Raw genomic sequence first — 25,886 nt, forward strand, 5'->3', positions numbered from 1 at the left:
AATATCCCGGCAAAAGCCAATTTTCTGGAAGTAAAAACATGGGTATAGGTAATCTAAAAAGGTCGAGATACCAAGTTTGAATGAAGGAGGGAATGAGAGGCTTTTAAGCTAAACATTTATTAACTCTGCTCTGTTTTCCATTTTCACTATATATAATTAATATTTTTTATAAAAAACGTTAGCCACCCCTCATTTTTTCTATTATATGTATAAATAGCAAACACAGAAAAATATTTTATAACATGAAAAAAATGATTCTAGTGGTGGTCTGTTTAGCAATCATGGCGTATGGCGTGTTGCATTTCATCATGCCTGAAAAAGCTATGCCACGCTTAAATCAATTTTTTTCTCACCCTATAAAAGATGTTCAACTGATTCAAGACTGGCTCAAACATAATCAACAACAGCAGTTGTTATTGGTGGATGTCATCCAACCGGTCAGCCCAAAGCAAACTGGTCCTTATGTTGAATACATCAAACAACGAATTGAATTGAATCAACAAAATATTCAGCGTATTAAACTCAGTCACTACAAAAGCAAAGCATTTAAAGAAATTCAACAATTGGAAATTCATGCCTTGCAACAATGGAATAATCTCTATCAAAGCAATATTGTTGATGCTTTTGAACAGCAACAACGTTTTTTAGACTTGCCCATGAAAGAATTGCAACAACTGGACACTGAAGCACGTTACGCACTTCAACAACAAGAAATGAGCGTATTGCAACGGCTACAACAATTGGTCCAACAAAACAGCGATTATGTTGCAGATATTGACCATAACCTGCTTGGTGACTGGCTTGACTACCATTTGATGCAACATGAAATTCACCCGATCATTGTCGAAGGGCAAAATCCCTCCTCCACTGCCCCAGGGGATCGTTTAGAATCATTACAAGATTTGCAACTGTATAAACGTTTTCAGCCAGATACGGATGAATATAAATACATCATGGCGCTTTCAACTCAGCTTTGGCATGTTGAATATCCCGCTTCATCCAATCTGGCCACAGCAAACCCGCAACCTATTTCATATGCTGACCAATCTGGAGAAGAAATTATCGTTCCGGAAGATACACCCAAAGCTGAAAAATTGAAGCAACTGATTAAAACACAAGATGACAAAGTGAGTGATATGTTGTTCGGTCAACTCAGACAGGCTTTCTTTAAAGAAAAATAGAATTAAATATAGAAAATTCACTCTGCTTTTTAAGCAGGAATAATCTCTTGGGGAAGTAAAAAGAATTTAAAAATAAAAAAACCACCCTTTCGGGTGGTTTTTCAATCTCGAACCGTGTCTTATTGAGCGCGGTTTTTGATTTTGCGGATGGTTTCCAGCTGTGCAGCGGTTTCTGCAAGAGCAGCAAGCGCAGCAGCAGAGTCCAAGTCGCTCTTTTGATTTGCTAGCAATTGTTCAGCTTGTTTACGAGCTTCAATAATTGCGGCTTCATCAAGGTTGTCAGCACGGACTGCAGTGTCTGCAAGTACAGTAACAACGTGCGGTTGAACTTCAAGTACACCACCAGATACATAGATTAACTCTTCTGTACCATTTTCAAGCAGAACGCGGATTGCACCCGGCTTGAGTAAAGTTACCAGCGGAGCATGGCCAGGCATAATACCCAACTCACCACCAGCACCTTTAGCAATTAGCATAGTTACAGTGCCTGAGTACAAAGACTCTTTAACACTTACAACGTCACATTGCATAGTCGCCATGAGAATCTCCTAAATTAGGTAGCTAATTAAAGTTTCTCGGCTTTAGCAATCACTTCGTCAATACCACCAACCATATAGAACGCTTGTTCTGGGATGTGATCGTATTCACCAGCTAGAAGACCTTTAAAGCCACGAATTGTTTCTTTAAGCGGTACAAGTTTACCAGGAGCACCAGTAAACACTTCAGCTACGTGGAACGGTTGAGAGAAGAAACGTTGGATCTTACGTGCACGGTATACAGTAAGTTTGTCTTCTTCAGCCAATTCGTCCATACCAAGAATCGCGATGATGTCTTTCAATTCTTTATAACGTTGAAGAACGTTTTGAACTGAACGAGCAATTTCGTAATGCTCAGCACCTACAACTAATGGATCTAACTGACGTGAAGTAGAGTCAAGTGGATCGATCGCTGGGTAAATACCAGAAGATGCGATATCACGACTCAATACTACAGTTGCGTCCAAGTGAGCGAAGGTAGTAGCAGGCGATGGATCTGTTAAGTCATCGGCAGGTACGTATACCGCTTGGATTGACGTAATAGAACCAGACTTAGTCGATGTAATACGTTCTTGAAGAACACCCATCTCTTCTGCAAGAGTCGGTTGGTAACCTACTGCAGATGGCATACGACCTAGAAGTGCTGATACTTCAGTACCTGCCAGTGTATAACGGTAGATGTTGTCTACGAACAATAGTACGTCACGGCCTTTACCGTTTTCGTCTTTCTCGTCACGGAAGTACTCAGCCATGGTCAAACCAGTCAACGCTACGCGTAAACGGTTACCCGGTGGCTCGTTCATCTGACCGTAAACCATCGCTACTTTGTCAAGTACGTTAGAGTCTTTCATCTCGTGATAGAAGTCGTTACCTTCACGAGTACGCTCACCAACACCAGCAAACACAGATAAACCTGAGTGCGCTTTAGCGATGTTGTTAATCAACTCCATCATGTTTACAGTTTTACCAACACCGGCACCACCGAACAGACCAACTTTACCACCTTTAGCAAACGGGCAAAGTAAGTCAATGACTTTAATACCAGTTTCTAAAAGGTCAGTAGATGCTGCTTGTTCAGCATAAGAAGGTGCTTGACGGTGAATCGGCAAACGTTCTTCAGTTGCAACTGGACCAGCTTCGTCGATAGGGCGACCAAGAACGTCCATGATACGGCCTAAACATGCAGTACCTACAGGTACAGAGATAGGCGCGCCAGTGTTAGTTACGTTCAAACCACGTTTAAGACCTTCAGTAGATCCCATTGCGATGGTACGAACTACGCCATCACCAAGTTGTTGCTGAACTTCTAATGTAGTTTCAGTACCGTCAACTTGGAGAGCGTCATAGATCTTAGGAACGCTGTTACGTTCAAACTCGACGTCGATAACCGCGCCGATGATCTGAATGATACGACCGCTACTCATTGCTGTCTCCTCAATTCAAACTAATAATGTTAAACGGCAGCGGCACCACCAACGATCTCAGAAATTTCCTGAGTAATCGCGGCTTGACGCAGCTTGTTATAAATAAGTTGTAGGCTCTTGATCAGCTCACCCGCGTTATCTGTTGCAGCTTTCATTGCAACCATACGTGCAGACTGTTCACACGCGATGTTTTCAATCACGCCTTGATAAACCATAGACTCGATGTAACGAACCAATAAACCATTTAAAAGCTCTTCAGCTTCTGGTTCATAGATATAGTCCCAACCGTATTGACGGTTCAGGCCTTCGCTTTCTTCAGCAGCTGCTAAAGGAACGAGCTGCTCGATCTTTTGGTTTTGAGTCATGGCATTGACAAAGCCGTTTGACACCAGATAAATACGATCTAACTCGCCTTTATCATAAGCGTCCAACATCACCTGTACAGAACCAGTTAACTGTTCAAGACTTGGTGCATCACCTACGCTTGTAGTTGCACCAAGCACTTTACCGCCGTAGTTTTTAAAAAACGAAACCGCTTTTTGACCAATTAAAGCAAATTGAACTTCAATTGACTGCTCTTGTTGCTGTTGTACGTGTTTAACCACTTTTTTGAACAAGTTAATGTTCAAGCCACCAGCAAGGCCGCGATCTGATGACACAATGATATAGCCAACGCGCTTAACCGGGCGTTCAACCATATAACGGTGTTTGTATTCAGGGTTCGCTTGTACCAAATGAGCAATTACACGGTGCATATTTTCGGCATACGGACGGCCTTGAGCCATGCGCTCTTGCGCACGACGCATCTTAGAAGCTGCTACCATCTGCATCGCGCGAGTAATTTTCTGCGTGCTTTTGATACTAGCTACTTTGGCGCGAATTTCTTTTAAATTTGCCATACGCTTAACCTAGTATTCGAAAGCTCTTTCGAGCTTCCGAAGGTTGATCCGTGAACCAAACCAGAACTAAATTCAACAAAGTTGAAACTTAGTAAGTTTGAGTCGCTTTGAAGCTTTCAATACCTGCTTTGATTGCAGCTTCGATGTCTTTGTTGTAATCACCAGTTTCATCGATTTTTTGCATTAACGCAGCATTTTCTGAACGGAAGTAAGCAATTAACGCAGCATCAAATGCAACGATTTTCTTCACTTCAACGTCAGCCATGTAGCCTTCGTTAGATGCATAAATTGAAACAGCCTGGTCAGCAATTGAGTAAGGAGCATATTGTTTTTGCTTCATTAACTCAGTTACACGTTGACCATGTTCAAGTTGCTTACGAGTTGCTTCGTCAAGGTCAGAAGCGAACTGAGCAAACGCTGCCAATTCACGGTATTGCGCCAAAGCGGTACGGATACCACCAGACAATTTCTTGATGATCTTGGTTTGAGCAGAACCACCAACACGAGATACAGAGATACCCGCGTTCACAGCAGGACGGATACCCGCGTTGAACAATGATGTTTCAAGGAAGATCTGACCATCAGTAATCGAAATTACGTTTGTTGGTACGAATGCAGATACGTCACCGGCTTGAGTTTCAATAATCGGCAATGCAGTTAATGAACCAGTTTGGCCTTTAACTTCACCGTTAGTGAATTTCTCAACGTAGTCAGCAGATACACGAGAAGCACGTTCAAGTAAACGGCTGTGTAAATAGAATACGTCACCAGGATATGCTTCACGACCTGGTGGACGACGTAAAAGCAATGAAATTTGACGGTAAGCAACAGCTTGTTTAGACAGGTCATCATAAATGATAAGCGCGTCTTCACCGCGGTCACGGAAGTACTCGCCCATTGTACAGCCAGCATAAGGAGCCAGATACTGCATTGCTGCAGGATCAGCTGCAGCAGCTGCTACAACAGTTGTGTACGCCATAGCGCCAGTTTCTTCAAGCTTGCGCACTACGTTAGCAATAGTCGATTGTTTTTGACCAATAGCTACGTATACACATTTAATGCCAGAGTTTTTCTGAGCGATGATCGCATCGATCGCCATTGCTGTTTTACCAGTTTGACGGTCACCAATGATCAACTCACGTTGACCACGGCCTACAGGGATCATTGTATCTACTGATTTATAACCAGTTTGTACAGGTTCATCCACTGATTGACGCCAAATTACACCTGGTGCTACTTTTTCAACAGCATCAGTAAGTTTTGCATCAATAGGGCCTTTACCATCAATCGGGTTACCCAAAGCATCTACTACACGGCCTAAAAGTTCTGGACCAACCGGAACTTCTAATACACGACCTGTGCAACGCGCTTTTTGACCTTCTTGAAGGCTTAAGTAGTTACCTAAGACAACGGCACCCACTGAATCCTGTTCTAGGTTCAGTGCCATACCAAATAAGCCGCCGTCGAATTCGATCATTTCACCGTACATTGCATCAGCAAGGCCGTGAATACGCACAATACCGTCGGAAACCATAACAATGGTCCCTTCGTTCTTAGCGGTCGCGCTGGTGTCCAGATCGCCGATACGCTGTTTAATGAGCGCACTGATCTCGGATGGATTCAGTTGTTGCATTGCGCTATACCTCAATCTTTTTAAAGTTCAGTCTTCTTTTACGCAGTAATTTTTTATCAATAATTACGCAAGAAGACGAGTCCGCATTTTTTCAAGCTTGTTAAGCGCAGAATCATCTATCACTTGGTCGCCTGCACGAATAACTACACCAGCAATTAATTCTGGTTTAACTTCTACAGAAACATTTACCGCAGCGTTAAAGCGTTTTTTCAACGCATCTGCAAGTACTTGTTCTTGTGTAGAAGACAATGGGAATGCTGATTCAATCACAACATCCACAGTGTTGTTATTCTGTGATTTGAGCTGTTCGTATTCTGCTTCAATTTCAGGAAGAAGAGTCAAACGGTCATTTTCAGCAAGCAATGTCAAAAAGTTTGACACTGCTGCGGTTTGATCTTCACCTAAAACTTTAGCAAAAAGACTCACCTGCTCTGCAGGAGTAAGCTCAGGGCGATTTAAGTAAGCTGAAAATGCTTCGTCTTGCACCGCAGCACTGAGCAAAGTTAATGCATTTGACCAAGCGTCAGTTGCACCTTGCTCAGAAGCGTAAGCAAATGCTGCTTTAGCGTATGGGCGTGCCAACGTCAAGAGTTCAGCCATAATCCGCCTCTCTTAAAGTTTAGCAGCCAGCTGAGTCAGCATGGCATTGTGAGCTTCTGCGTCAACTTGCTGGGTCAGAATTTTTTCTGCGCCGGCAACTGCAAGAGCAGCAACTTGTTGACGTAATTCTTCGCGAGCAGCATTGATTTCAGTATCAACAGCTTCTTTCGCCTGTTGACGAATACGCTCACCTTCAGCAGCTGCTTGAGTACGCGCTTCTTCTACCAATTGCGCACCGCGACGGTTCGCTTGTTCGATCAATTGAGCCGCTTGTGCTTTAGCTGCGTCTAATTCAGCTTTCACTTGAGCTTGCGCATCGGCAAGGTCAGCTTTTGCTTTTTCAGCAGCGTTTAAGCCATCAGCGATTTTACGCTGACGCTCACTAATCGCATTGATTAGTGGTGGCCATACAAACTTCATGCAGAATGCGACGAAAATCGCAAATGCAATCGCTTGGCCAATCAATGTGAGGTTGATATTCATTGCTATTCCTCAATGGTTTAATTTAGGAATTAAGCTGATTAACCTACAAATGGATTAGCGAAGATGAAGAACAAGCCAATACCAACACCGATCATAGGCACAGCATCAAGAAGACCCGCGATTAAGAACATACGAGTTTGAAGTTGTGGAGCCAATTCTGGTTGACGAGCAACAGCTTCAAGGAAGCGACCGCCTAAAAGACCAAAACCAATCGCAGTACCTAAAGCACCGAAAGCGATCAAGATAGCAGATGCAATTGCAACTAGACCTAAAGTGAGTTCCATGATAATTCCTCAGAGGTTAGGTATATACCAAATTAAAGTAAAAAATTAAGCCCAACCATCCTTTGACAGTCAGGCAATACCATTAATGTTTTTCGCTAGCCATACTCAAGTATACGATAGTCAGCATCATGAAAATGAACGCCTGTAACGTAATAACAAGAATGTGGAAGATCGCCCAAGGCACAGACAACGCCCACTGGATCCAGAACGGTAATAACGCGATGAGGATGAAGATTAACTCACCTGCATACATGTTACCGAAAAGTCGTAGAGCCAATGAAACTGGACGTGCAAGGAATGTTACGAGTTCCAGAATCAAGTTCACTGGAATGAGCAACGCTTTTGCAACTGGGTTACTTGGGTTAAATGGGTTGAGTGCTAACTCGCCGACGAAACCGCCGATGCCCTTTTCACGGATGCTATAGAACAAGATAAGCACAAATACCGACAATGACATACCAAGGGTAACGTTAGGGTCAGTAGATGGAACGATCTTGAAGTAAACGTGATGCGGGTCCATGCCAAATACATTTGCACCGATCAGTTGAGCTGTATACGGGATAAAGTCAACCGGGATCAAGTCCATTGCGTTCATGAGGAAAATCCACACGAAAATGGTCAATGCAAGTGGTGCAATTAAGCGTGACTTGCCATGGAAAGTGTCGCGGACACTTGAGTCAACAAACTCGATGATCATTTCGATTGCAGACTGGAACTTGGTAGGAACACCAGCGTTTGCAGCTTTCGCTACTAACCAGAACAACAAACAGAAAACCACACCGAGAGTGATAGACCAACCCATTGAATCCAAGTGAATAGCAGTGAACCCCATCTGTTGAGCTTCATCAGCAGTCTCAGCCAATTTCCAAGAACCATCAGGCATTTTGCCATAGGTTAAATTGGTCAAGTGATGCTTGATGTACTCGGTCGAAGTAAGGGCATGTTCTTCAGCAGCCATAAATCACACCTGGTCAATGTCAAATACTAAATAGAGAGAACGAACATCGCGTGCTGCCTGATATCTCGTTCATCTCCTAAAAAACTTTTCAATTTTTTGTTGTGTTTAAACTTATTTCCGGAGTCGTGACGCCCAAAAAGGTGCGACCCACGTCATCGTCTGAACAAGTATAAATCCACAAAACAATGCCACCGCTGACAACGGTTTGACAGTGCTTAAAATTAAAATGAAACCAACAATCACAATTGCAAACTTGCCCATCAAGCCTCTATACATGTTCGACAGAACCTGTTTTGAAGCCCGTGCACCTGCTGCTCGAAACGATTGCCAAGAAAAATAACAACTTGCAAGCCAGCACACCAACGCACCAAGTGCGGCGCTGTAAGCTGCAGTTGAGTCTTTCACGACCCACGCTATCAAGGCTGAAACAGGAATCATGCATGCTTGTAAAATGACTAAAGCTTTCGCTAATCGTCGGTCAATCATGCGACTAGTTCGGCTCATTATTTATTCACTCACAGCATTCATGCTTGACAAATTTAGCTGATGATCGTTTTTAATCGCAGGCATTATAGAGTTACACCCCTGAACATGCAATCTTTTCCCGACCTAAGTCGGATTTTTTTCGTTGCATAAATCGCTTTTCAACTCATCCATTGCTGCTTAATTTTTGCATCATTTCCGTGCATTTTGTACACACTTATAGGTTTGATCGGCAAGTTTCTTCCACGCCAGCACGAAATCCCCTTCCCCGCCCATACTTTCATCAACCGCCTGGAAAGTCACCGGATTCAATTTCTGGTACTGGTTTTTGCTGGCATGCCCTTCTGCCAGAAGGCACATATTGCGAGCCGGACGGCTATCATTTAAATACTTGATTTGGGCAATAGTCGGTGCCACATGCGGATCATCAGTCAATGCACCGGAAAACTTCAGGTTTAAAGCACGTTCCAGATATTGATAGGCATCGTGATATGCCCAATACGGTTTCACTGTCGCATTGCTATTGTATTGCTGTGCACTCAGCAGCATCTCTTGGGCAAAGCGTTTGGCATTGGCCCAGTAGGCTTCTTTATATTCCGGTAATTGCTGTGAACGCAGGGCTGCAATAAAAAAGCCGATGCGTACCGCATTGTTGGGATCGAGCCACACATGCGTATCGACCGTATTGTTCAACGCCACGCCACGGGTAGTACGCTGCGGCAGGGTTTGCACAATCCCTGAATCCAGAATGGCAATCGCTTTGGGCGTATCGGATAACAGCTTGTTCAGGGGCGCTTCATGTGCCTTACCCAGCCAGATCACCAGTGAGGCGTCCAGAATGGCTTTGCGATGCGCTGGCGTCAGGGTAATGTCATGTCCAGACTGATCTCCCAGCAAGAGCACAGGCTTCTCCACGCCCTGAGTCACTTCCTGAGCAATCAGATAAATTGGATGCGTAGAAACCACCAGACTTTGTGTCCAGCCAAAGCTACTGAATAAGGCTAGCGCACAAAATGCAAAAAAACGGGACATAGAAGAAAATCACCAAATATTCAATAAGTGTTATAATATAACGAATCGACAAAAATACCTACGTTTAATCGAAACGGGTATTGCTTCATGTTAAGATTTAATGTCCTTTGATTTTTATAAATTTCGCACTTGAGGTTTTGCTATGAGCTTATGTTCGCACGAACATCACAATGCATTACATGGCGTACATGACCATCATAATATAGCAACACGCCTTGCTGAAGCAGAAAGTCTCTGTGCAATGACTGGCGCACGCTTAACCCCATTACGCAAAGAAGTGCTGGAACTGATTCTAAATGCCAGCGGCCCCATGGGTGCCTATGACTTGCTGGCTAAAATCAAGAGCGAATCTGACCGTCCTGCTGCGCCACCAACGGTATATCGTACTTTGGACTTTTTACTGGAAAAAGGCTTAATCCATCGTCTCACCTCGATTAATGCCTATATTCCTTGTTGTCATCCGCGTGAAGGACATCAGGCGGCATTTTTAATCTGTACTGTTTGCAAAAATGTAAAAGAAGCCTCGGCTCAGGGTTTATTAAAACAGTTAGATGAACTTTCAGCCTCTGATCAATTTACTGCACAACACAGTATTATTGAAATTTCTGGGATATGTCAGCAGTGCCACAACAAACAGTAACCGTCAATCCGCTGATTGCCCTGGATAAAATCAGTGTACGGATTGATGACCGTGACATCTTAAAGAATGTAGATTTCGCCTTGCATGAGCGGGAAATTGTCACGCTGATCGGTCCGAATGGCGCGGGAAAATCTACCCTGATTAAAGTGCTGTTGGGGATTGTAAAAGCCAATTCAGGCAAAATTCATAGCCATAAAAAACTCAAGTTTTCCTATGTGCCGCAAAAGTTTAATCCATCACACAGTCTGCCTTTGCGTGTGCAGGATTTACTGGCTTTAGAACACTGCGATGCGGATATCAAAGCAGAAATTATTCGCGATACCGGCATTACCAAATTGCAGGATTGTAAAGTTCAGCAGCTTTCAGGCGGGGAACGGCAACGGGTGTTACTGGCACGAGCTTTACTGCGTTTGCCCGATGTACTGGTGCTGGATGAACCGATGCAGGGTCTGGACATTCAGTCTGAAGCCGAACTGTATGAATATGTCAGAAGCCTGCCGATCAAATATGGCTGTGCCGTGTTGATGGTCTCCCATGACCTGCAGTGGGTGATGCAGGGTACACATCGGGTCGTGTGTTTAAATAAACACATCTGTTGTAGCGGCTTGCCGGAAAACGTGCAGCAACACCCCGAATATCAGGCCATTTTTGGTACCAACCGCGTGTTCTATCAGCATCATCATGACCATTGCGCACATGGTGACAGTGCGACACCTTGTCAGCACGATTCTCGCCCACATATTCACCCTGAACCGGAAGCTTAAGCCATGATGGAATGGTTACAACTCTTGTTACCTGCATGGACCATGGGAACCCTGTTGGTGTTTCTGACGGCTCCGCTGGGCTGTTTAATGTTATGGCGACGGATGTCTTTTTTTGCCGATACCATGGCACATGGCACTTTATTGGGCGTAGCGATTGCGGGTGCTTTAAGCCTGCCGTTATGGTTAGGGGTGAGCTTTCTGGCCTTTTTACTGGTGGCCATTTTATGGGTACTGTATGACCCGCGCTTGCCGAATGATGCCTTGTTGGCTTTATGTTCAGCCACCCTGCTCTGCTCAGGCTTACTGTTTATTCAACATATTCCAAGCCTAAGACCTGAACTGCTGAGTTATCTGTTTGGAGATCTGCTGCAAATTTCCTGGTCAGACTTGCCGGTGTTTGCACTGGTGATCATTGCCGCTTTAGCGGTGCTGTATATAAACTGGAAAGCCCAAATTCAGATTGCGATTGACCCGGATATGGCGGTGAGCGAAGGCGTAAATGCCAAATGGCAACGTCTGGTGTTTATGTTGCTGCTAGCCCTCTTTACCGTATTGGCTTTGCGTGCAGTCGGTTCATTGTTGATGGGCGCTTTACTGGTGATTCCGGCATTAACGGCACGTTTACTGGCAAACTCGCCTAAACAGATGGTGGTGTGGGCTTTTGTGATTGCACAAATCGGGATTAGTGTCGGGCTATGGTCCAGTGCCGGTTTAGACACCTCAACAGGCTTAACCATTGTCCTGACCATGGCAATTTTGTTTGCGGTGATTTTTGCCGTGCAGAAAGTGAAGAAGATGGCTTAGTCTTTCCTATATATCCATCATTTTTAAGGTACTTTTATTTTTTAAAATCTCTCCTTTGCGAACTCAGCATATCTTGAAGATTGTTACTTTCTTAAAAGAGAGGGAAAACTATTTTTACTGATGCACCAGACTCAACAAACTCGCCGCACAGGCAAACAACACGGCAAAGGTACGGTTTAAAATTTTCTGCTGTTTCGGCGATTTCAGCAAACGCAAAACTTTGGCCGCCAAGCCTGTATAGCCCGCCATTACAATCAGGTCAATTGTAACCATTGTGACTGCCATAATCAGATACTGAATCCACTGCGGTTTAGACAAGTCTAGAAACTGTGGCAATACGGCCAATAAAAACACAATGGCTTTCGGGTTGCTCATATTGACCAGAAAGCCATACAAAACCAGTTTAGGAATCGACTTATTCGGCTGTTCCTGCTGAATTTCAATAGATTGTGCAGGTGCTCGCCATTGCAAATAAGCCAGATATAACAAGTACAACACCCCAAACCATTTCACCACCAAGAAAGCCCAAGGTGTGGTGGCAAATAGCACCCCTACCCCTGCAGCAACAATTCCGATTTGTACTAAGAGTGCCAGCTGTAAACCCAGTGCATTCCAATAGCCACGGCGAAAGCCATAATTCAGACCACTGGACATGGAAGCAATTGCACCTGCTCCAGGAGAAATGCTGATGACCCAACATGCCAGCATATAGGCGAGCCAAACTTGGTAAGACATAAAAGATAAGGAGATAAAAAGACCGGCTTATTATATGACTTTTCACCTTTTAAATGCTTGAAAAATTGATCTTCAAAAATAAGCATTGGGCTATTCACCTTGGCAGTGATAAGGCACAATAAAGCCAGCCACGTATTTTATAAAAATTGTTAGGAGCCTTGTATGACTGCCCAATCTGTAATTTTACCGTTACCTTCAGATCATGCCCGGTTTATTGTTTTACGTTTAAAAGACTTAACGATTGATGAGTTAAAAGAAAAACTTGCAGATTTATTTAGCACACGTGACCGTTTAATCACGCAGCACCCAAATGCACAGATTAAAACAGGGGTCGCCTTTGGTCCGGAGCTTTGGACAAGACTTTATCATCAAACTCCTGCCGGCTTTAAGCAGTTAGATCCCATTCAAGGTGCATTCCAGATGCCTGTTGTTCCTGCTGACGTGCTGATTCATATTGCTAGTGCACGCGCAGACATCTGTTTTGCCTTAAGCCAGTCCTTTTTTGAAGGCATTCAAGACAAAGTGGAAGTACTGGATGAACGGGTATGTTTCCGTTATTTCGACGGGCGTGACATTACCGGCTTTATCGATGGTACGGAAAATCCGCAATTCCCGGATGACCGTGCCGAAGTCGCTTTACTCGGTGAAGATGCCGGAGTTTTTGCTGATGGTTCATTTGTATTTGCACAGCGCTATGCACACAACCTGGAAAAATGGAAAAAATTAAAAGTGGACGCTCAGGAAAATGTGATGGGTCGAACCAAGTTAGAGTCGATTGAACTGGATGATGAGGTGAAGCCGGAAAATGCCCATATTGCCCGGGTTGTGATTGAAGATGATAAAGGCGACGAAATGGAAATTTTACGTCACTCCCTTCCTTATGGAGAAGGCCGTGGTGACCAAGGTTTGTTCTTTATTGCCTATACCAAAAACTTAAACATTATTGACCATATGCTGGAACATATGTTTGGTACAGCTGGGGATGGCATTCATGACCGCCTGCTTCACTTTGTGACACCAATGGACGGGGCTTATTACTTTGCGCCGAGTGAAGAGTTGCTAGAAGAAGTTTTGGAAGGGTGAATATAATAATTTTTTAAAAAAGCTTCAATTAAGATAAATTTAGTTGAAGCTTTTAATAACATCTCATCAATATTAATAATAAAATTATAAATAATTTATCTTTTTTAATTTACAGTCTCGGAAATTAACTTATATTTTCACCTTGACTTTATCACAATTCCTTTTTAAATTAATTGTTTATCAGCTCTTTTGTCTATTTATAGTTTTTTAAAAATTTCATTCTCTTATGATTTTCTTGAGCATAACAATCAATTAAATAAATGGGTGCTTCTCTCCCACCTTCGGCCTCTTTATATTCAGCTGTACATTTATTTTTTCGGTTTTCCAACCATACTCTTTGACTTATTAATAGTTCTTTTTTCTTAACCTTATTCATTAGTTTAATTTTTTCTTTATAATTTATATTTAAAATTTTATCTGACTCTAAATAATCCCTTGAAACACAATACATTAAATCCTCTTGCATGGGACTTCCTTCTTTACATTTTACTTTTAAAGCATCTTTATACAAAAAATCTTCAGGAATAACTGCATAAGCATTTAAAGAAACCAATAAAATTAAACAAAATAAAAATTTATTTATAACAATCACATTTTAATCCTTTTTCAAAAATTTTTGCTTCATCTTCTCGTCTTGCTTGTAAACCTCTATTTTGTTTTGTTGTCCACAAACGTTTCATACTTCTTAAAGATATGGGAACATTAGTTCCCCTTTTTTTCAAGTCTTCCTGAATTTCTCTCATTTCTTTTCGTCTATTTCCTTTAAGACCTATATATCGATTATATACAAGCGATAAAATAGCACCTTGACAATGAGGATGATATTTTAAAATATCGGGGTAAATTTTTAATGTATCTTCTGCATATCTTTTCTTTACTATCATTACCATATCATAAGCTTTATCTTTACTTATCGTAATATCAGATAGACCACTAACTAAGGCTTGTGCAGATACACCTTTTTTCCCTTGAGCTTTTAGTAAGCGTTGAATCTGATTTGGAGTATAATACAGAGCTAAATCTTTATTAATCTGCTCTGTACTCTGTTGTCCCAAATCATAACCATATCCTAGTGTTACCCCACTTCTACCATCTCCACCTTTACTCGGCACATAAGGTTGAGATTCATATTTTTCCCATTTTAAAATTGATTCAAGAGATTCTTTTGAAATAATCATTGTGCCTAAAGATGTTTCAAAAGAATATGTTTGGACAATACATTCAGAAGAACAACCTTTATGGTTAATGCTTTTATTTATGACTGGTTTATGTTGCTGAGTACTTCCATTCGTTAAATCCACATCTAAATGCAACTTAACTGAACTTTCCTTTATTCTTTTTGGTAAATAATTTACCGATTTGAGTGGAGTGCCATCAGGCTTATATACTGTTATCTTCAACCATTTTCCAATATGACCACGAACTAGAATTTTTCCATTTGAAGTGGTGATTATATTTTTTTCTTTACCCTCTAAAGCCAATATTTCAACATTGGTTTTTTCTACAATATATTTATTGTCATTTCTATCTAGCAAAGTGATCGTCGATAAACTCTTAAAATTATCGTAAGGTTCATCTAATTGAATAAGCATTGGCTGTTTAAAACCACTACCAGAATTTACAGATTTTTTTAAAATAAATGTATCACCCGATGTCAGAACTAAAATTTCGATGTCCCGATTTGGAGAAGATTCTATTTCTACAAGTCCTTCTTCATTCGTAGAACGTTCAAAAGACTTTTTCCCTTTAGGACGCGATTGTATAGGAAAGTTGCTCATCACTTTTCCATGATGATCAACCACCTTAAAAAAACTCTTTACGGTTTTCCTCTGAGGAGTTTTTATGTTTTCTTGTCGATATTCTTCAATCGTTTTGGGTAAATAGACTTTTACCGGATGACTGGCAGATGAGCTTACAGATGAATTCATCATTTTAAAAACTGTATATTCTTTAGCATTCGGTGGTTTAGCTAAAATTTCGATTGTTCTATTAGCAGAAGCCTGAAAGATGAAAAAACCCTTTTTATCTGTCTTTTGCTGGTTTTCTCTGTTTGATCCTTGATAACGGGACTTTACATTTAGATTAATAATTCGTTGACCGGATTTATCATAGAATTTAGAAATAATTGTGACCAAACTACTCATTAATCAAAATCCTCTTCTGTGTAAACTTCATCGTCTTCTAAAATTTCCTCTTCTGTTTCTTCTATCAGCTCATCACCATTATCGTTTGATATGTCCTGACTTAAATAAGTATTTAAAGAGTTAAATCCCAAGGCGGTAAATTCTGCCTGTTGTGGCGTATAGAACCTGAATGAACTCATATTTTTATTGATATCTAATTCATTTTTAATACTTTTAATTAATTTCCCCTCTGATTTATCCACGATAAAAATTTCCTTTTCACCCATAGAAGGTCGGTTCCAGATATAATCAATTTGATTGCTATAAGGCGTTTCAAGCATTGGTAAACTTACCTGAGGTGTCGGCACTTTATCCCCTCCCACAAAACTATGCTGCCCTGCCTTACTTTCAAACTTGCCACCTGTAGTCGTAAAAATACCTTCTGCATTAATCTTTAACTGTGAACCACCCGCTGTCAGTACAATCTCTTGTGGGCTGATAAGCTCAATTCTATCTTCGGTCGAAATCAGCTTAACAACCTTACGGGCTATGGCTTCAATGGCATCATCCTGTGCCTGCAGCTCGACTTTGCCTTTCGCAGCATATGCCCTCACCCCCTGCTGCGCTGCAAACAGGCTGATCTTGTCTTGAGCATGGCTAATGAATGATTTTTGCGTTGAAAAATTAATTGCATCTCTGGCAGTTTGGCTGATCTGTCCATCTGCCGAGAGATGTAAATCTTGATTGCTTACACAAGCGATGGAGTTTGGCGCTGCCAGAATCATCAAGGCCTGCTTAAAAGCATTTGCTTTAGCTTCATCCCTGTGTTCCATCTGCTCCAGGAAATGCTTTAAATTGTCTAGAACAGTGAGTGAATCCGTTTGCTGATTTTTCGCCACATCACTTAAGCTTTTTGAATAATTGAAACTATTTTCAAGCTGACGTTTAGCCTGATTCACATCCAAATGATGACCTGTCGCGGTATCTTGTTTATGTGTGGAAATGAGCAGACCTTCACCCGCCCGAACAGCGCCCCATTGATCCGTTCTTAGCTCAAAGCCTTCTCCACGGCCCTCACTGGTCTCGGCAGCTTTGGGATGGCTGAGATGCCCCAAATTCAGCTGACTTGCGCCATGGCTGCTTTGCAATTGGGTACTGATCTGTCCAGTGGTGTCATCAAAACGTAGCTGGTTAAAACCGTTTCCATCCACCTCTTGCGAGCGAATACCACTGAGCTTTTTGGTGTCCGGTAACTGCCCCTTGCGATCAAACATGCTCTGATGGCGTTCCGCCTCATGAATCCGCCCTACCACAAAAGGCCGGTCCACATCCCCTTCAAAGAAGTCAATCACCACAATTTCACCAATCCGCGGATGAAAACGTGCACCATAACCTTCACCTGCCCACGGGGTCAGCACATCTACCCAGGCTGAATCGGTATCATTGTCATTGCTGCCGGCTCCGCCATCATGTGCATGATCTTCGCTACGGGTAAACATAAAGCGGACTTTGATTCTTCCCCACTGATCCACATAAATGCTTTCACCTTCCGGACCGACCACTCTGGCCCGTTGCGGATAGGCAACCGGCCGGTGATTTAGGGGATGATATTCAGGCAGCACAGCAATATTGCGTCGCACCAGATACAGCTCATTCCCCTGCCGTTCCTCTCCCGACGGTTGCCAACGGCTTAAACTTACCAAGCTATCCACTTGCCGATGAATGTCTTTCGGCAAATTATTCTGGTTATAAAACGACTTGCCTAAAATCAGGAATTCCTTGTCTGAACCCGAATGCCGGTCAATTTCAGGATGATCCAGCAATTCAAACCAGTAGCCGACATGGGCATCACGCACACTGCTCTGCGCAGTAAAATATTTGGCCTGCAAGTCCTGGTACTGGCTCAGTTGCCGATTCAGTTTTTCCAGTTGCTGACTGCCTGCAGTGGTGGCCTGATCCGCACCGGTTAAATCCGCTGTCCATGCAGGACTCATGCTCCAGACCTGTTCCAGACTTAAAGTTTCATTGTCTTGCAATTCACTATGTTGATGATGGCTAAGCAGAGAATGACTTTGATCCTGCGATAAGGTCTGGGCTTGCCAGCGCTGTACCTGTACGGCGGTCGACTGCAAGGATCGTTCGGCAATAAAACCGGTAATGCTGTCAAAAGCCTCTGTTGCATGGCTGCGATGAAAGCGCACCGATGTTCTTTTTAAGGCATTAAACTCATGTTTTTCATCAATTAAACGTAATTTCTGCGCTTGAATTGCTGTGGCCGAACTGGCAACGACATGTTCGGCTTCATCAATCAGCCAATTGATGCCTTCGCTGCGCCACAGCCGGGTTAAAAATTCATAATCGGTTTCATTGGCCTGCATCACAAAAGGACGTACATCATAGTCTCGGCTCAGACCTTGCATATTTAAACTGAGGCTGGCTGCAAACAGGCGACTTTTGCCTTGCCATTCCTTAAACAGGATTTCACTGATATCGCGTACACTTTTGTTGATAAATACACGACTATTACGGCGCTTGTGCCACAGTGCCGTCGCATCTTCAAGGGTCAGTTGATACAGGGTCAGTGCGCCATCACTTTGACCCTGGCTGGCAGCAGTAATCACGCCCGTCATCCGGGACAACTCGCCGGTATCCGTCACCTGGTCCACAGCCACCTGCCCGCCAATAAATTGTTTGAGCGCAATATGGGCATGCGTCGACAGGCACATCAGTTCAGCTTTTAAGCCCTGATTGATGCGGTGTTGCCCTTCAATGCGTTGAATAAAGACCTGAGCATTCAGCAATTCATTGGAAAACTGGATGTGCAGGGCGCGCTTTTGCAAACTTAAGCCCATACTGTCCATCAGCATGTGAATATTCTTTAACATCATGATTTATTATTGTTATAGGGTTATTTTAATTTGAGACGCATTCTAGAAAATGTTGTTTTTTTAGTCCAGTAGGTTTTTTGTTAATTTTATCCATCAGCGCAATTCTGTTAAATGAATGAAATTAGATAAAAAATGTGCAGAGATTAAAGCCATTGCTTTATTCTGCTGCGAGACGCTTGCTGTTACACTGAAAAGCATAAGAATATTGAAGAGCTCGGGTCATGATTGAGATTCATTCCAAACTACCGGCACAGGGTGTCACCATTTTCAGCGTAATGACCGCCATGGCGCATCGCCTGAATGCCTTAAATCTCTCTCAAGGTTTTCCCGACTTTGCCGCACCACCTGCCCTACTCCAAGCCTTAAGCCAGGCGACAATGGATGGTTTCAACCAATATGCACCCAGTGATGGCTTGATTTCACTACGTGAACAGGTGGCCCAGCAATTTTTAAAACGCGATCAACTGGTGATTGACCCCATTACTGAAATCACCATCACGCCTGGAGCCACGATTGCTATTTTTGTTGCCATTCAGGCGCTGATTCATGCTGAAGATGAAGTGATTATTTTCGACCCCTGTTATGACAGTTATGGTCCCAGCGTGAAACTGGTGGGGGGTAAGGCCGTTCACATTTCCCTGACAGCCCCACAATTTTCAGTGGACTGGAACCGGGTAAAAGATGCCATCAATGACCGGACCCGGATGATCATTGTGAATACCCCGCACAATCCAAGCGGTGCCATCTGGTCACGTCAGGATTGGTTAACTTTAATTGAACTGATTCGGGATAAAAATATCATTGTCCTATCCGACGAAGTTTATGAACACCTGATTTATGACGGTCAGAAGCATTATTCAGCCTTGTCCTTTCCGGAACTTCGCGACCGCAGCATAGTAATCGGTTCATTTGGTAAAACCTTTCACGTGACCGGCTGGAAAACCGGATATTGCATTGCCTCGCCTGAACTGACGAAAATATTCAGACAAGTGTATCAGTTTGCCAGTTTCTGCGGCGTGACACCGGTACAGATGGCGCTGGCCACGTTTATGCAGCAGCATCCGGAGCATATTGAGGGACTTGCAGAGTTTTATCAGGATAAACGTGACCTGTTTAATTCAGGCCTGCGAAATTCGCGCTTTCATTTTACCCCTTCACAAGGGACATATTTCCAGAACCTGAATTACAGTGCCATCCGCCCCGATCTGGATGATGTCGAGATGTGTAAGTTCTTGGCCGAACAGCATGGCATTGTTGCCATTCCCATATCGGTGTTTTATCAGCAGGCACCGGAAAATTTACGTTTAATCCGCTTCTGTTTTGCCAAAAAAGATGAAACTTTAGAGCAGGCAACCGCCATTTTATCGGCTGTTTAAATGCATCATTTGCAATCAAATTCCGCCTTGATTACCGAAAAACTAAGGCTTGTTTAAGCTAACTCAGGTAGGGTTAGCAATAGAACCAAAAGATATAAAAAAATTACAGGATGTTCCATGCCCCATCATCAACCTCTGGTCAGCCAGCAGAAACTCTGGAAAACATTTTTAGTTTTTCTGTTGCCCTTGATTGCGACCAATATTTTGCAAAACCTGTCAGGAACCATTAATACCATTTTTGTCGGGCAAATGATGGGGGTGAAGGCCATTGCAGCGGTGGCTGTATTCTTTCCGATTTTGTTCTGCCTGCTGGCTTTTGTGATTGGACTTTCCTCAGGAGCAACGGTATTGGTTGGGCAGGCCTGGGGAGCGCAAAATATTGAAAAAGTGCGCTATGTGGTGGGGTCTACCCTCTTTATGACCTTAACTGGCGGCAGTATGATTGCGCTGTTGGGGGTGCTTTTTGCCAAGCATATTTTACTGGCTCTGGGTACAGCGCCTGATGTCATGCACCTGTCGTTGCCTTTTGTACAGTGGATGATGGCTGGTAGCCCCTTATTATTTATTTATATTATTTACACCTCCATTTTACGTGGCGTCGGTGACAGTACCACCCCGCTAATTGCTTCTGGCATGACTATTCTGATTGGTGTGCTCGTTACGCCTGTGCTGATTGCAGGCTATTTTGGCTTTCCGAAAATGGGCATTATTGCTCCGGCAATTGCGACCGCTGTCGGTTATCTGGCGGTACTGGTGTTTTTGGCCATGTATCTGAATAAAAAGGATCATCCGCTCAAGCCTGACCGTCATTTGCTCAGCCATATTCGCCATCACCCAGAACTGAGTAGAATTATTCTGCGTTTGAGCATTCCTACCGGGGTGCAGATGGTGACCACTTCGGTTGCCGGACTGGTCATTGTCGGACTGGTCAACCGTTATGGTTCACATGCAACCGCGGCCTATGGGGCAGTCAATCAGGTGCTGAACTACATTCAATTTCCCGCCCTGTCTATTTCAATTGCCGCTTCCATTTTTGCAGCACAGGCCATTGGTGCAGGAAAGTCGGATCTGCTCAACAAGGTTACGCGTACTGCACTCGGGATGAATATCGTCATTACCGGCGGATTAGTGGCTTTGGCTTATCTGTTCTCCAAATATCTGATGGCGCTGTTTATCACCGACCCGACGGTGGTGGTCCTGGGGCAACAATTATTGTTTATCGTGCTGTGGTCCATCCTGTTTTTTGGGGCCAGCGCCATTTTTGCTTCCATCATGCGTGCCAGTGGCACCGTGACCCTCCCCATGCTGATTAATATCGCCGCGATTTTATTGATTGAAGTGCCCTGTGCCTACCTGTTCAGCCGATGGTGGGGTTTGCAAGGGATCTGGTATGCCTATGCTTTGGCCTTCGTCATCTTGTGCATCATGCAAGGGCTGTATTACCAATTTGTGTGGAAGAAAAAGACTGTAACCGCCCTCATTTAAACTGCTTACTGATTTAAAAAAGATTTGCCGGAATGCTTTAGAAATAGGATGAATGCTCTTATCCCATATAGGTTATAAGGATTTAATTTTATCGTATTTTTCAAGCCTGCTGTTCCTTGTTATAAACCTGTTGAAAATCAATGATTACAACAGAGTATGACCATGGCAAAACGACAAATTAAACTGGGTGCTTTTATTCCAACCACTTCACAGCACGCTGCGGGCTGGCGCCATCCGCAGTCACGTCCACAGCATCATTTAAGCATTGATTATGCGATTGAACTGGCAAAAACTGCCGAGAAAGGTTTGTTTGATGCTTACTTCCTTGCCGATGGTTTGTCGGTGAATTGGAGTCATGGGGCTTCCAAAAGCAAGCAAAGTATTGGCTATAGCGACAAGGTGGTCGGTTTTGAACCGGTGACCTTGTTTGCTGCCATTTCAGCTGTGACAAAACATATCGGTTTTATTGCCACTGCATCCACCACCTATGAAGATCCCTACCTTTTGGCCCGTAAATACGCCTCTTTAGATCATATTTCCAAAGGTCGTGCAGCATGGAATGTGGTCACCACCATTTCGGCGGATACAGCACGCAACTTCGGCTTAGAAAAACACCCTGACCCAAAAATCCGTTATGAACGCGCGGATGAGTTTATTGAAGTGACACAAAAGCTTTGGGATTCCTGGGAAGATGATGCTTTTCTTTATGATAAAGAAAGCGGTCAATTCTTCGATGCAGACAAAGTGCATGAACCCCTGCATACAGGCAAACATTTCAGCGTGCAAGGTCCACTAAATGTGTCTCGCCCACCACAAGGTTACCCGGTGATTGTGCAAGCCGGTCAGTCGGAAGATGGCCGCGAACTGGCAGCAAAATATGCCGAAGTCATTTTCACCGCACAGCAGACTTTGGAAGACGCCCAAGAGTTCTATCGCGATGTGAAAAGCCGTCTGTTGAAATACAGTCGCCATCCAGATGACTTAAAAATCATGCCGGGCGTATCGGTTTTTGTGGCAAGAACTGAACAGGAAGCCCAGGAAAAATACCAGTTATTAAACAGCCTGATTCACCCGGATGTTGGCCTAGGCTTACTTTCCGGTTTGGCAGGCCATATTGATCTTTCAAAATTTGACCTGGATGCCCCCTTCCCGCAACTGGAAGAAGCCGACCTCAACTTCTCTAGCCGTCAGCAGATGATGATTGATATTGCACGCAAGCATAACTTTAGCATTCGCCAGCTGTATGAATATATTGCCTCGGCACGCGGTCACTGGACACTCATTGGTACACCTGAACAAGTGGTCGATCAATTACAGCAGTGGTTTGAAAATGAAGCCGCAGATGGCTTCAATGTCTTGCCGCCGTCTACCCCTGCCGGCCTGGACGATTTTGTGAATTTGATTGTGCCTGAATTGCAGCGTCGCGGTCTGTTCCGTACTGCATATGAAGGAACTACTTTGCGTGAAAATCTGGGCTTAAAACGCCCTGAAAATCAGTATATCCTTGCCAGACAGGCAAGCAAAGCGTCTTGATTGAGCTGAAACACATGTTCCGCTTGGAGCATGTGTTTTATACCCATAAAAAAATTATGCCTTTTTCATCCTCAGCATATTCAATGCAAATTTTAAGCTGAATACATGACAACACAACAACAGCCAAGCTGTTGATATAACAACAATAAATTAAACAAAAAATATTAAATATATGATTTTTAATACTTATTTTCTTGGCACGCTCTTTGAACTAGATAAAACCATACCCCACCACATAGAACAGGTTTTCACATGTCAAAACGTCAAATACGCTTAGGGGCTTTTGTACCCGGAACATCACAACATGTTGCCGGCTGGCGCCATCCGCAAGCTCGTCCACAAGACAGTCACAACTTAAACTATTTTATAGAACTGGCCAAAACGGCTGAACGCGGCTTATTTGACGCCTATTTCCTGGCGGATGTTCCCGTGACCGTCGATCCGGAGACCACACCGAACCTGGGTTTAACCGGCGGTTTTTCTGCGGGGCTTGAGCCTGTTTCCCTGTTTTCTGCCCTGGCAGCTGTGACCAAGCATATAGGCTTTATCGCTACAGCATCGACCACTTATGAAGAGCCTTATAACCTGGCACGCAAGTTTGCTTCACTCGATCATTTATCCGAAGGCCGTGCTGCCTGGAATGTGGTCACGACTGCGGGCATCCCTGTGGCTAAAAATTTTGGTTTAAGCGATGCTCCACACCCGAAAGAGCGTTATGAACGTGCCGATGAATTTATCCAGGTGGCACAAAAACTTTGGGATACCTGGGAAGATGATGCCTTTGAATATAATAAAAAAACAGGACAATTCTTTGATGGCAAGAAAATCCACCCACCGCGTTTTAAAGGCAAGCATCTTGCGGTACATGGTGGATTGAATGTGGCACGTCCACCCCAAGGTTATCCTGTGATTGTTCAGGCGGGTCAATCGGAAGATGGTCGTGAACTGGCAGCAAAATTTGCGGAAGTGATTTTCACGGCCCAGCAAAAACTTGAAGATGCCCAAGCGTTCTACCAGGATGTGAAAGGCCGTTTGGCCAAATACGGCCGTCATGCGGATGACCTGAAGATTATGCCGGGCGTATCTATCTTTGTCGGCAAAACAGAAGAAGAAGCACGGGCCAAATATGATGAACTGAACAGCTATATTCATCCGAGCTTGGGTCTGTCTTTAATCCAGCAACTGGGCGGTTTTACCGAAGACCTGTCAAAATTTGATCTGGATCAGCCTCTCCCTGAGCATATTGGACAAATAGAAAATGGCGCCAGCCGTAACCAATTGATTCTAGAGATTGCACGTAAAAACAATTTCACTATTCGTGAGCTTTATCAATGGGTGGCAAGTGCGCGTGGTCACTGGACCATTATTGGTACGCCAGAACAGGTGGTGGATGAATTACAAGCCTGGTTTGAAAATGAAGCCGCGGATGGCTTTAATATTCTGCCGCCAACCACGCCTGCCAGCCTGGATGACTTTGTTGATTTGGTAGTACCTGAACTGCAACGTCGTGGCCTGTTCCGTACCGAGTATGAAGGCAAAACCTTACGCGAAAACTTAGGTTTGAAACGCCCTGAAAACCAGTATGTGCTGGCTGTTCAGCAAGTCAAAGCATCTTAATTTAAACAGTTGAATATCCCTCATTCATGAGGGATTTTTTATGTCTGATCCTTTTCAATCGACATAAAAAAACCCACTTTACGCAGGCTTTTGGATCAAACAGAAAAAAGATTACCAAGCAAATTGATAATCAGAAAATTTCGCTGCCGGTTTATTGCGGTGTAACTGGTCTTTTAACGGATCGCTAAAATCCGTCAAAATGTCATTTTTAATATTGTGCAAACGGACATCTTCACGTTTACGCGGATGCGCAACAGGAACATCAACAATACGTTTAATCCGGCCCGGATGGGGTTGCATCACCACCACACGATCCCCTAAAAATACCGCTTCTTCTACGTCATGGGTCACAATCACCATGGTGATTTTTTCTGTCTGCCAAATCCGCTGTAATTCGTCCTGCAGGTTCTGACGGGTTAAGGCATCCAGTGCACCAAAAGGCTCATCCAGAAATAAGATTTCCGGCCGGTTCACCAGGCTGCGGGCAATCGCCACACGCTGGTTCATGCCGCCTGAAAGCTGGGATGGATAGGCATTGGCAAAACTGGTCAGATTGACCAATTGCAAATGTTCATCAATCAGCTGGTCTTCTTCAGCCCGTGTCAGCTTACTCTGATGCAGTGCAATACGCACATTTTCACGCACGCTTAACCAGGGAAAAAGGCGGTGGTCCTGAAACACGATCCCGCGTTGTAAACTGGTGCCAAAAATCTTTTTGCCATCCACCTGAATCTGGCCCTGATAGCTGTTTTCCAGTCCCACCAATAGGCGTAACAGTGTGGATTTACCACAGCCACTGCTGCCGACAATACTAATGAACTCACCCGGCTGGATATCCAGATTAATATCCTCCAGCACGGTTAAAGCGTCATTGTTTTGTGTGGGATAGGTTTTCCTGAGCTGCTGAATAGATACATGGCCGGTTGCTTGCTGTGTCATCTCTCAATTCTCCTGTAAAGCTTGAGGCAATGGCGAATTAAAGCTTCGCCAGGGACACTTCCGTCGATTTGATCAACACCACCACTTCAGAACCGACTTTAAGGTCCAGGTCTTTGACTGAACGGGTACTGATAATTGAAGTGAACAGACCGGCTTTGGTTTCCACATTTATTTCTGAAACCACGTCACCTTCTAATACTTCTTGAATAATGCCTTTAAACTGGTTACGTACATTTACGGAAGTAATTGCCATTTTAGTTATGCCTTTTGTTATTTAAAGATCTCTAATATAAAACAGATTATTGATTTGCTTTATCTTGATTTATCCTTTAGTTATCCCTATTTTTTTTATCTTTTTAAAAGATAAATAATCCCAGCTTTAATTT

Annotated in this window: 25 protein-coding genes; 9 read left to right on the forward strand and 16 right to left on the reverse strand. The window is 43.5% G+C overall.

The window, feature by feature from the left end:
* Nucleotides 1-242 precede the first annotated feature (242 nt).
* A complete protein-coding gene (locus H4I94_RS07370; protein WP_261182609.1) occupies nucleotides 243-1,181 on the forward strand; it encodes a hypothetical protein in 939 nt (312 codons plus the stop codon).
* A gap of 119 nt (nucleotides 1,182-1,300) precedes the next feature.
* Here the strand turns inward: H4I94_RS07370 and H4I94_RS07375 are convergent, their stop codons facing one another.
* The 10 genes from H4I94_RS07375 to H4I94_RS07420 form a co-directional block, all read right to left on the reverse strand.
* Nucleotides 1,301-1,720, reverse strand: coding sequence for a F0F1 ATP synthase subunit epsilon (locus tag H4I94_RS07375; RefSeq protein ID WP_086196636.1), 420 nt, complete (start codon nucleotides 1,718-1,720; stop codon nucleotides 1,301-1,303).
* Between the two features lie 26 nt (nucleotides 1,721-1,746).
* Nucleotides 1,747-3,141, reverse strand: a complete 1,395-nt coding sequence (gene atpD, locus H4I94_RS07380; protein ID WP_261182610.1) for a F0F1 ATP synthase subunit beta — start codon at nucleotides 3,139-3,141, stop codon at nucleotides 1,747-1,749.
* A gap of 29 nt (nucleotides 3,142-3,170) precedes the next feature.
* Complete coding sequence (gene atpG / locus H4I94_RS07385) at nucleotides 3,171-4,040, reverse strand: F0F1 ATP synthase subunit gamma (RefSeq protein WP_131273470.1); 870 nt, start codon at nucleotides 4,038-4,040, stop codon at nucleotides 3,171-3,173.
* 88 nt (nucleotides 4,041-4,128) lie between these two features.
* On the reverse strand, nucleotides 4,129-5,673 hold the full coding sequence (atpA, locus tag H4I94_RS07390) for a F0F1 ATP synthase subunit alpha (protein ID WP_092820015.1): 1,545 nt from the start codon (nucleotides 5,671-5,673) through the stop codon (nucleotides 4,129-4,131).
* Between the two features lie 63 nt (nucleotides 5,674-5,736).
* Nucleotides 5,737-6,273 (reverse strand): F0F1 ATP synthase subunit delta, encoded by a 537-nt coding sequence (locus H4I94_RS07395; RefSeq protein WP_092820016.1) that lies wholly within the window; start codon nucleotides 6,271-6,273, stop codon nucleotides 5,737-5,739.
* A gap of 12 nt (nucleotides 6,274-6,285) precedes the next feature.
* Complete coding sequence (locus H4I94_RS07400; RefSeq protein WP_092820017.1) at nucleotides 6,286-6,756, reverse strand: F0F1 ATP synthase subunit B; 471 nt, start codon at nucleotides 6,754-6,756, stop codon at nucleotides 6,286-6,288.
* 38 nt (nucleotides 6,757-6,794) lie between these two features.
* A complete protein-coding gene (gene atpE / locus H4I94_RS07405) occupies nucleotides 6,795-7,040 on the reverse strand; it encodes a F0F1 ATP synthase subunit C (RefSeq protein ID WP_000424060.1) in 246 nt (81 codons plus the stop codon).
* An 82-nt stretch (nucleotides 7,041-7,122) separates the two neighbouring features.
* Nucleotides 7,123-7,998 (reverse strand): F0F1 ATP synthase subunit A, encoded by an 876-nt coding sequence (gene atpB, locus H4I94_RS07410; protein ID WP_092820018.1) that lies wholly within the window; start codon nucleotides 7,996-7,998, stop codon nucleotides 7,123-7,125.
* A 111-nt stretch (nucleotides 7,999-8,109) separates the two neighbouring features.
* Nucleotides 8,110-8,502, reverse strand: a complete 393-nt coding sequence (locus tag H4I94_RS07415) for an ATP synthase subunit I (protein ID WP_092820019.1) — start codon at nucleotides 8,500-8,502, stop codon at nucleotides 8,110-8,112.
* Between the two features lie 171 nt (nucleotides 8,503-8,673).
* Nucleotides 8,674-9,513, reverse strand: a complete 840-nt coding sequence (locus tag H4I94_RS07420; protein ID WP_261182615.1) for a metal ABC transporter solute-binding protein, Zn/Mn family — start codon at nucleotides 9,511-9,513, stop codon at nucleotides 8,674-8,676.
* Between the two features lie 142 nt (nucleotides 9,514-9,655).
* On the opposite strand from H4I94_RS07420, the gene H4I94_RS07425 reads away from it, so the two are divergent.
* Genes H4I94_RS07425 through znuB form a run of 3 tightly spaced genes read left to right on the forward strand, consistent with a single transcriptional unit; the run spans nucleotide 9,656 to nucleotide 11,721 of the window.
* On the forward strand, nucleotides 9,656-10,153 hold the full coding sequence (locus tag H4I94_RS07425) for a transcriptional repressor (protein WP_092820021.1): 498 nt from the start codon (nucleotides 9,656-9,658) through the stop codon (nucleotides 10,151-10,153).
* On the forward strand, nucleotides 10,126-10,917 hold the full coding sequence (gene znuC / locus H4I94_RS07430) for a zinc ABC transporter ATP-binding protein ZnuC (RefSeq protein ID WP_261182618.1): 792 nt from the start codon (nucleotides 10,126-10,128) through the stop codon (nucleotides 10,915-10,917). The genes H4I94_RS07425 and znuC overlap by 28 nt, the downstream gene beginning before the upstream one ends.
* 3 nt (nucleotides 10,918-10,920) lie before the next feature.
* Nucleotides 10,921-11,721, forward strand: a complete 801-nt coding sequence (znuB, locus tag H4I94_RS07435; RefSeq protein ID WP_261182619.1) for a zinc ABC transporter permease subunit ZnuB — start codon at nucleotides 10,921-10,923, stop codon at nucleotides 11,719-11,721.
* A 114-nt stretch (nucleotides 11,722-11,835) separates the two neighbouring features.
* Here znuB and H4I94_RS07440 read toward each other — a convergent pair whose 3' ends face one another.
* Entirely contained in the window at nucleotides 11,836-12,456 is a 621-nt protein-coding gene (locus H4I94_RS07440; RefSeq protein ID WP_261182620.1) for a LysE family transporter, read from the reverse strand.
* A 162-nt stretch (nucleotides 12,457-12,618) separates the two neighbouring features.
* Between H4I94_RS07440 and H4I94_RS07445 the strand changes: the two genes are divergently transcribed.
* Nucleotides 12,619-13,539: a Dyp-type peroxidase gene (locus H4I94_RS07445; RefSeq protein ID WP_261182621.1), complete on the forward strand. Its 921-nt coding sequence runs from the start codon at nucleotides 12,619-12,621 to the stop codon at nucleotides 13,537-13,539.
* 193 nt (nucleotides 13,540-13,732) lie between these two features.
* Here the strand turns inward: H4I94_RS07445 and H4I94_RS07450 are convergent, their stop codons facing one another.
* The 3 genes from H4I94_RS07450 to H4I94_RS07460 are packed head-to-tail and all read right to left on the reverse strand — an operon-like array spanning nucleotide 13,733 to nucleotide 18,547.
* A complete protein-coding gene (locus H4I94_RS07450; protein WP_131273476.1) occupies nucleotides 13,733-14,131 on the reverse strand; it encodes a lysozyme inhibitor LprI family protein in 399 nt (132 codons plus the stop codon).
* Nucleotides 14,115-15,683, reverse strand: a complete 1,569-nt coding sequence (locus tag H4I94_RS07455; protein ID WP_261182622.1) for a pesticin C-terminus-like muramidase — start codon at nucleotides 15,681-15,683, stop codon at nucleotides 14,115-14,117. Before H4I94_RS07455 ends, H4I94_RS07450 begins: the two co-directional genes overlap by 17 nt.
* On the reverse strand, nucleotides 15,683-18,547 hold the full coding sequence (locus tag H4I94_RS07460; protein WP_261182716.1) for a type VI secretion system Vgr family protein: 2,865 nt from the start codon (nucleotides 18,545-18,547) through the stop codon (nucleotides 15,683-15,685). The genes H4I94_RS07455 and H4I94_RS07460 overlap by 1 nt, the downstream gene beginning before the upstream one ends.
* Nucleotides 18,548-18,771: 224 nt before the next feature.
* Between H4I94_RS07460 and H4I94_RS07465 the strand changes: the two genes are divergently transcribed.
* From H4I94_RS07465 to H4I94_RS07480, 4 genes are all read left to right on the forward strand, one after another.
* On the forward strand, nucleotides 18,772-19,926 hold the full coding sequence (locus tag H4I94_RS07465) for a methionine aminotransferase (RefSeq protein WP_261182623.1): 1,155 nt from the start codon (nucleotides 18,772-18,774) through the stop codon (nucleotides 19,924-19,926).
* 117 nt (nucleotides 19,927-20,043) lie between these two features.
* Nucleotides 20,044-21,411 carry an MATE family efflux transporter gene (locus H4I94_RS07470; RefSeq protein ID WP_092820029.1) on the forward strand — a complete coding sequence of 456 codons (1,368 nt, stop codon included), beginning with the start codon at nucleotides 20,044-20,046 and terminating at the stop codon, nucleotides 21,409-21,411.
* Between the two features lie 162 nt (nucleotides 21,412-21,573).
* Nucleotides 21,574-22,944 (forward strand): LLM class flavin-dependent oxidoreductase, encoded by a 1,371-nt coding sequence (locus H4I94_RS07475; protein ID WP_261182624.1) that lies wholly within the window; start codon nucleotides 21,574-21,576, stop codon nucleotides 22,942-22,944.
* 252 nt (nucleotides 22,945-23,196) lie between these two features.
* Nucleotides 23,197-24,561: an LLM class flavin-dependent oxidoreductase gene (locus tag H4I94_RS07480; protein ID WP_261182627.1), complete on the forward strand. Its 1,365-nt coding sequence runs from the start codon at nucleotides 23,197-23,199 to the stop codon at nucleotides 24,559-24,561.
* Between the two features lie 111 nt (nucleotides 24,562-24,672).
* Here the strand turns inward: H4I94_RS07480 and H4I94_RS07485 are convergent, their stop codons facing one another.
* Together H4I94_RS07485 and H4I94_RS07490 are read right to left on the reverse strand one after the other, a co-directional pair.
* A complete protein-coding gene (locus tag H4I94_RS07485; RefSeq protein WP_261182628.1) occupies nucleotides 24,673-25,500 on the reverse strand; it encodes an ABC transporter ATP-binding protein in 828 nt (275 codons plus the stop codon).
* A 37-nt stretch (nucleotides 25,501-25,537) separates the two neighbouring features.
* Nucleotides 25,538-25,753, reverse strand: a complete 216-nt coding sequence (locus tag H4I94_RS07490) for a molybdopterin-binding protein (protein ID WP_086176493.1) — start codon at nucleotides 25,751-25,753, stop codon at nucleotides 25,538-25,540.
* Nucleotides 25,754-25,886 lie beyond the last annotated feature (133 nt).

The organism is Acinetobacter sp. T_3_1 (genome assembly GCF_025377055.1).
Lineage (GTDB): Bacteria > Pseudomonadota > Gammaproteobacteria > Pseudomonadales > Moraxellaceae > Acinetobacter > Acinetobacter kookii.

Coding starts and splice junctions, on each gene's coding strand:
- H4I94_RS07370 (WP_261182609.1), top strand. CDS start 243: ATGAAAAAAATGATTCTAGTGGTGGTCTGTTTAGCAATCATGGCGTAT.
- H4I94_RS07375 (WP_086196636.1), bottom strand. CDS start 1,720: ATGGCGACTATGCAATGTGACGTTGTAAGTGTTAAAGAGTCTTTGTAC.
- atpD (WP_261182610.1), bottom strand. CDS start 3,141: ATGAGTAGCGGTCGTATCATTCAGATCATCGGCGCGGTTATCGACGTC.
- atpG (WP_131273470.1), bottom strand. CDS start 4,040: ATGGCAAATTTAAAAGAAATTCGCGCCAAAGTAGCTAGTATCAAAAGC.
- atpA (WP_092820015.1), bottom strand. CDS start 5,673: ATGCAACAACTGAATCCATCCGAGATCAGTGCGCTCATTAAACAGCGT.
- H4I94_RS07395 (WP_092820016.1), bottom strand. CDS start 6,273: ATGGCTGAACTCTTGACGTTGGCACGCCCATACGCTAAAGCAGCATTT.
- H4I94_RS07400 (WP_092820017.1), bottom strand. CDS start 6,756: ATGAATATCAACCTCACATTGATTGGCCAAGCGATTGCATTTGCGATT.
- atpE (WP_000424060.1), bottom strand. CDS start 7,040: ATGGAACTCACTTTAGGTCTAGTTGCAATTGCATCTGCTATCTTGATC.
- atpB (WP_092820018.1), bottom strand. CDS start 7,998: ATGGCTGCTGAAGAACATGCCCTTACTTCGACCGAGTACATCAAGCAT.
- H4I94_RS07415 (WP_092820019.1), bottom strand. CDS start 8,502: ATGAGCCGAACTAGTCGCATGATTGACCGACGATTAGCGAAAGCTTTA.
- H4I94_RS07420 (WP_261182615.1), bottom strand. CDS start 9,513: ATGTCCCGTTTTTTTGCATTTTGTGCGCTAGCCTTATTCAGTAGCTTT.
- H4I94_RS07425 (WP_092820021.1), top strand. CDS start 9,656: ATGAGCTTATGTTCGCACGAACATCACAATGCATTACATGGCGTACAT.
- znuC (WP_261182618.1), top strand. CDS start 10,126: ATGTCAGCAGTGCCACAACAAACAGTAACCGTCAATCCGCTGATTGCC.
- znuB (WP_261182619.1), top strand. CDS start 10,921: ATGATGGAATGGTTACAACTCTTGTTACCTGCATGGACCATGGGAACC.
- H4I94_RS07440 (WP_261182620.1), bottom strand. CDS start 12,456: ATGTCTTACCAAGTTTGGCTCGCCTATATGCTGGCATGTTGGGTCATC.
- H4I94_RS07445 (WP_261182621.1), top strand. CDS start 12,619: ATGACTGCCCAATCTGTAATTTTACCGTTACCTTCAGATCATGCCCGG.
- H4I94_RS07455 (WP_261182622.1), bottom strand. CDS start 15,683: ATGAGTAGTTTGGTCACAATTATTTCTAAATTCTATGATAAATCCGGT.
- H4I94_RS07460 (WP_261182716.1), bottom strand. CDS start 18,547: ATGTTAAAGAATATTCACATGCTGATGGACAGTATGGGCTTAAGTTTG.
- H4I94_RS07465 (WP_261182623.1), top strand. CDS start 18,772: ATGATTGAGATTCATTCCAAACTACCGGCACAGGGTGTCACCATTTTC.
- H4I94_RS07470 (WP_092820029.1), top strand. CDS start 20,044: ATGCCCCATCATCAACCTCTGGTCAGCCAGCAGAAACTCTGGAAAACA.
- H4I94_RS07475 (WP_261182624.1), top strand. CDS start 21,574: ATGGCAAAACGACAAATTAAACTGGGTGCTTTTATTCCAACCACTTCA.
- H4I94_RS07480 (WP_261182627.1), top strand. CDS start 23,197: ATGTCAAAACGTCAAATACGCTTAGGGGCTTTTGTACCCGGAACATCA.
- H4I94_RS07485 (WP_261182628.1), bottom strand. CDS start 25,500: ATGACACAGCAAGCAACCGGCCATGTATCTATTCAGCAGCTCAGGAAA.
- H4I94_RS07490 (WP_086176493.1), bottom strand. CDS start 25,753: ATGGCAATTACTTCCGTAAATGTACGTAACCAGTTTAAAGGCATTATT.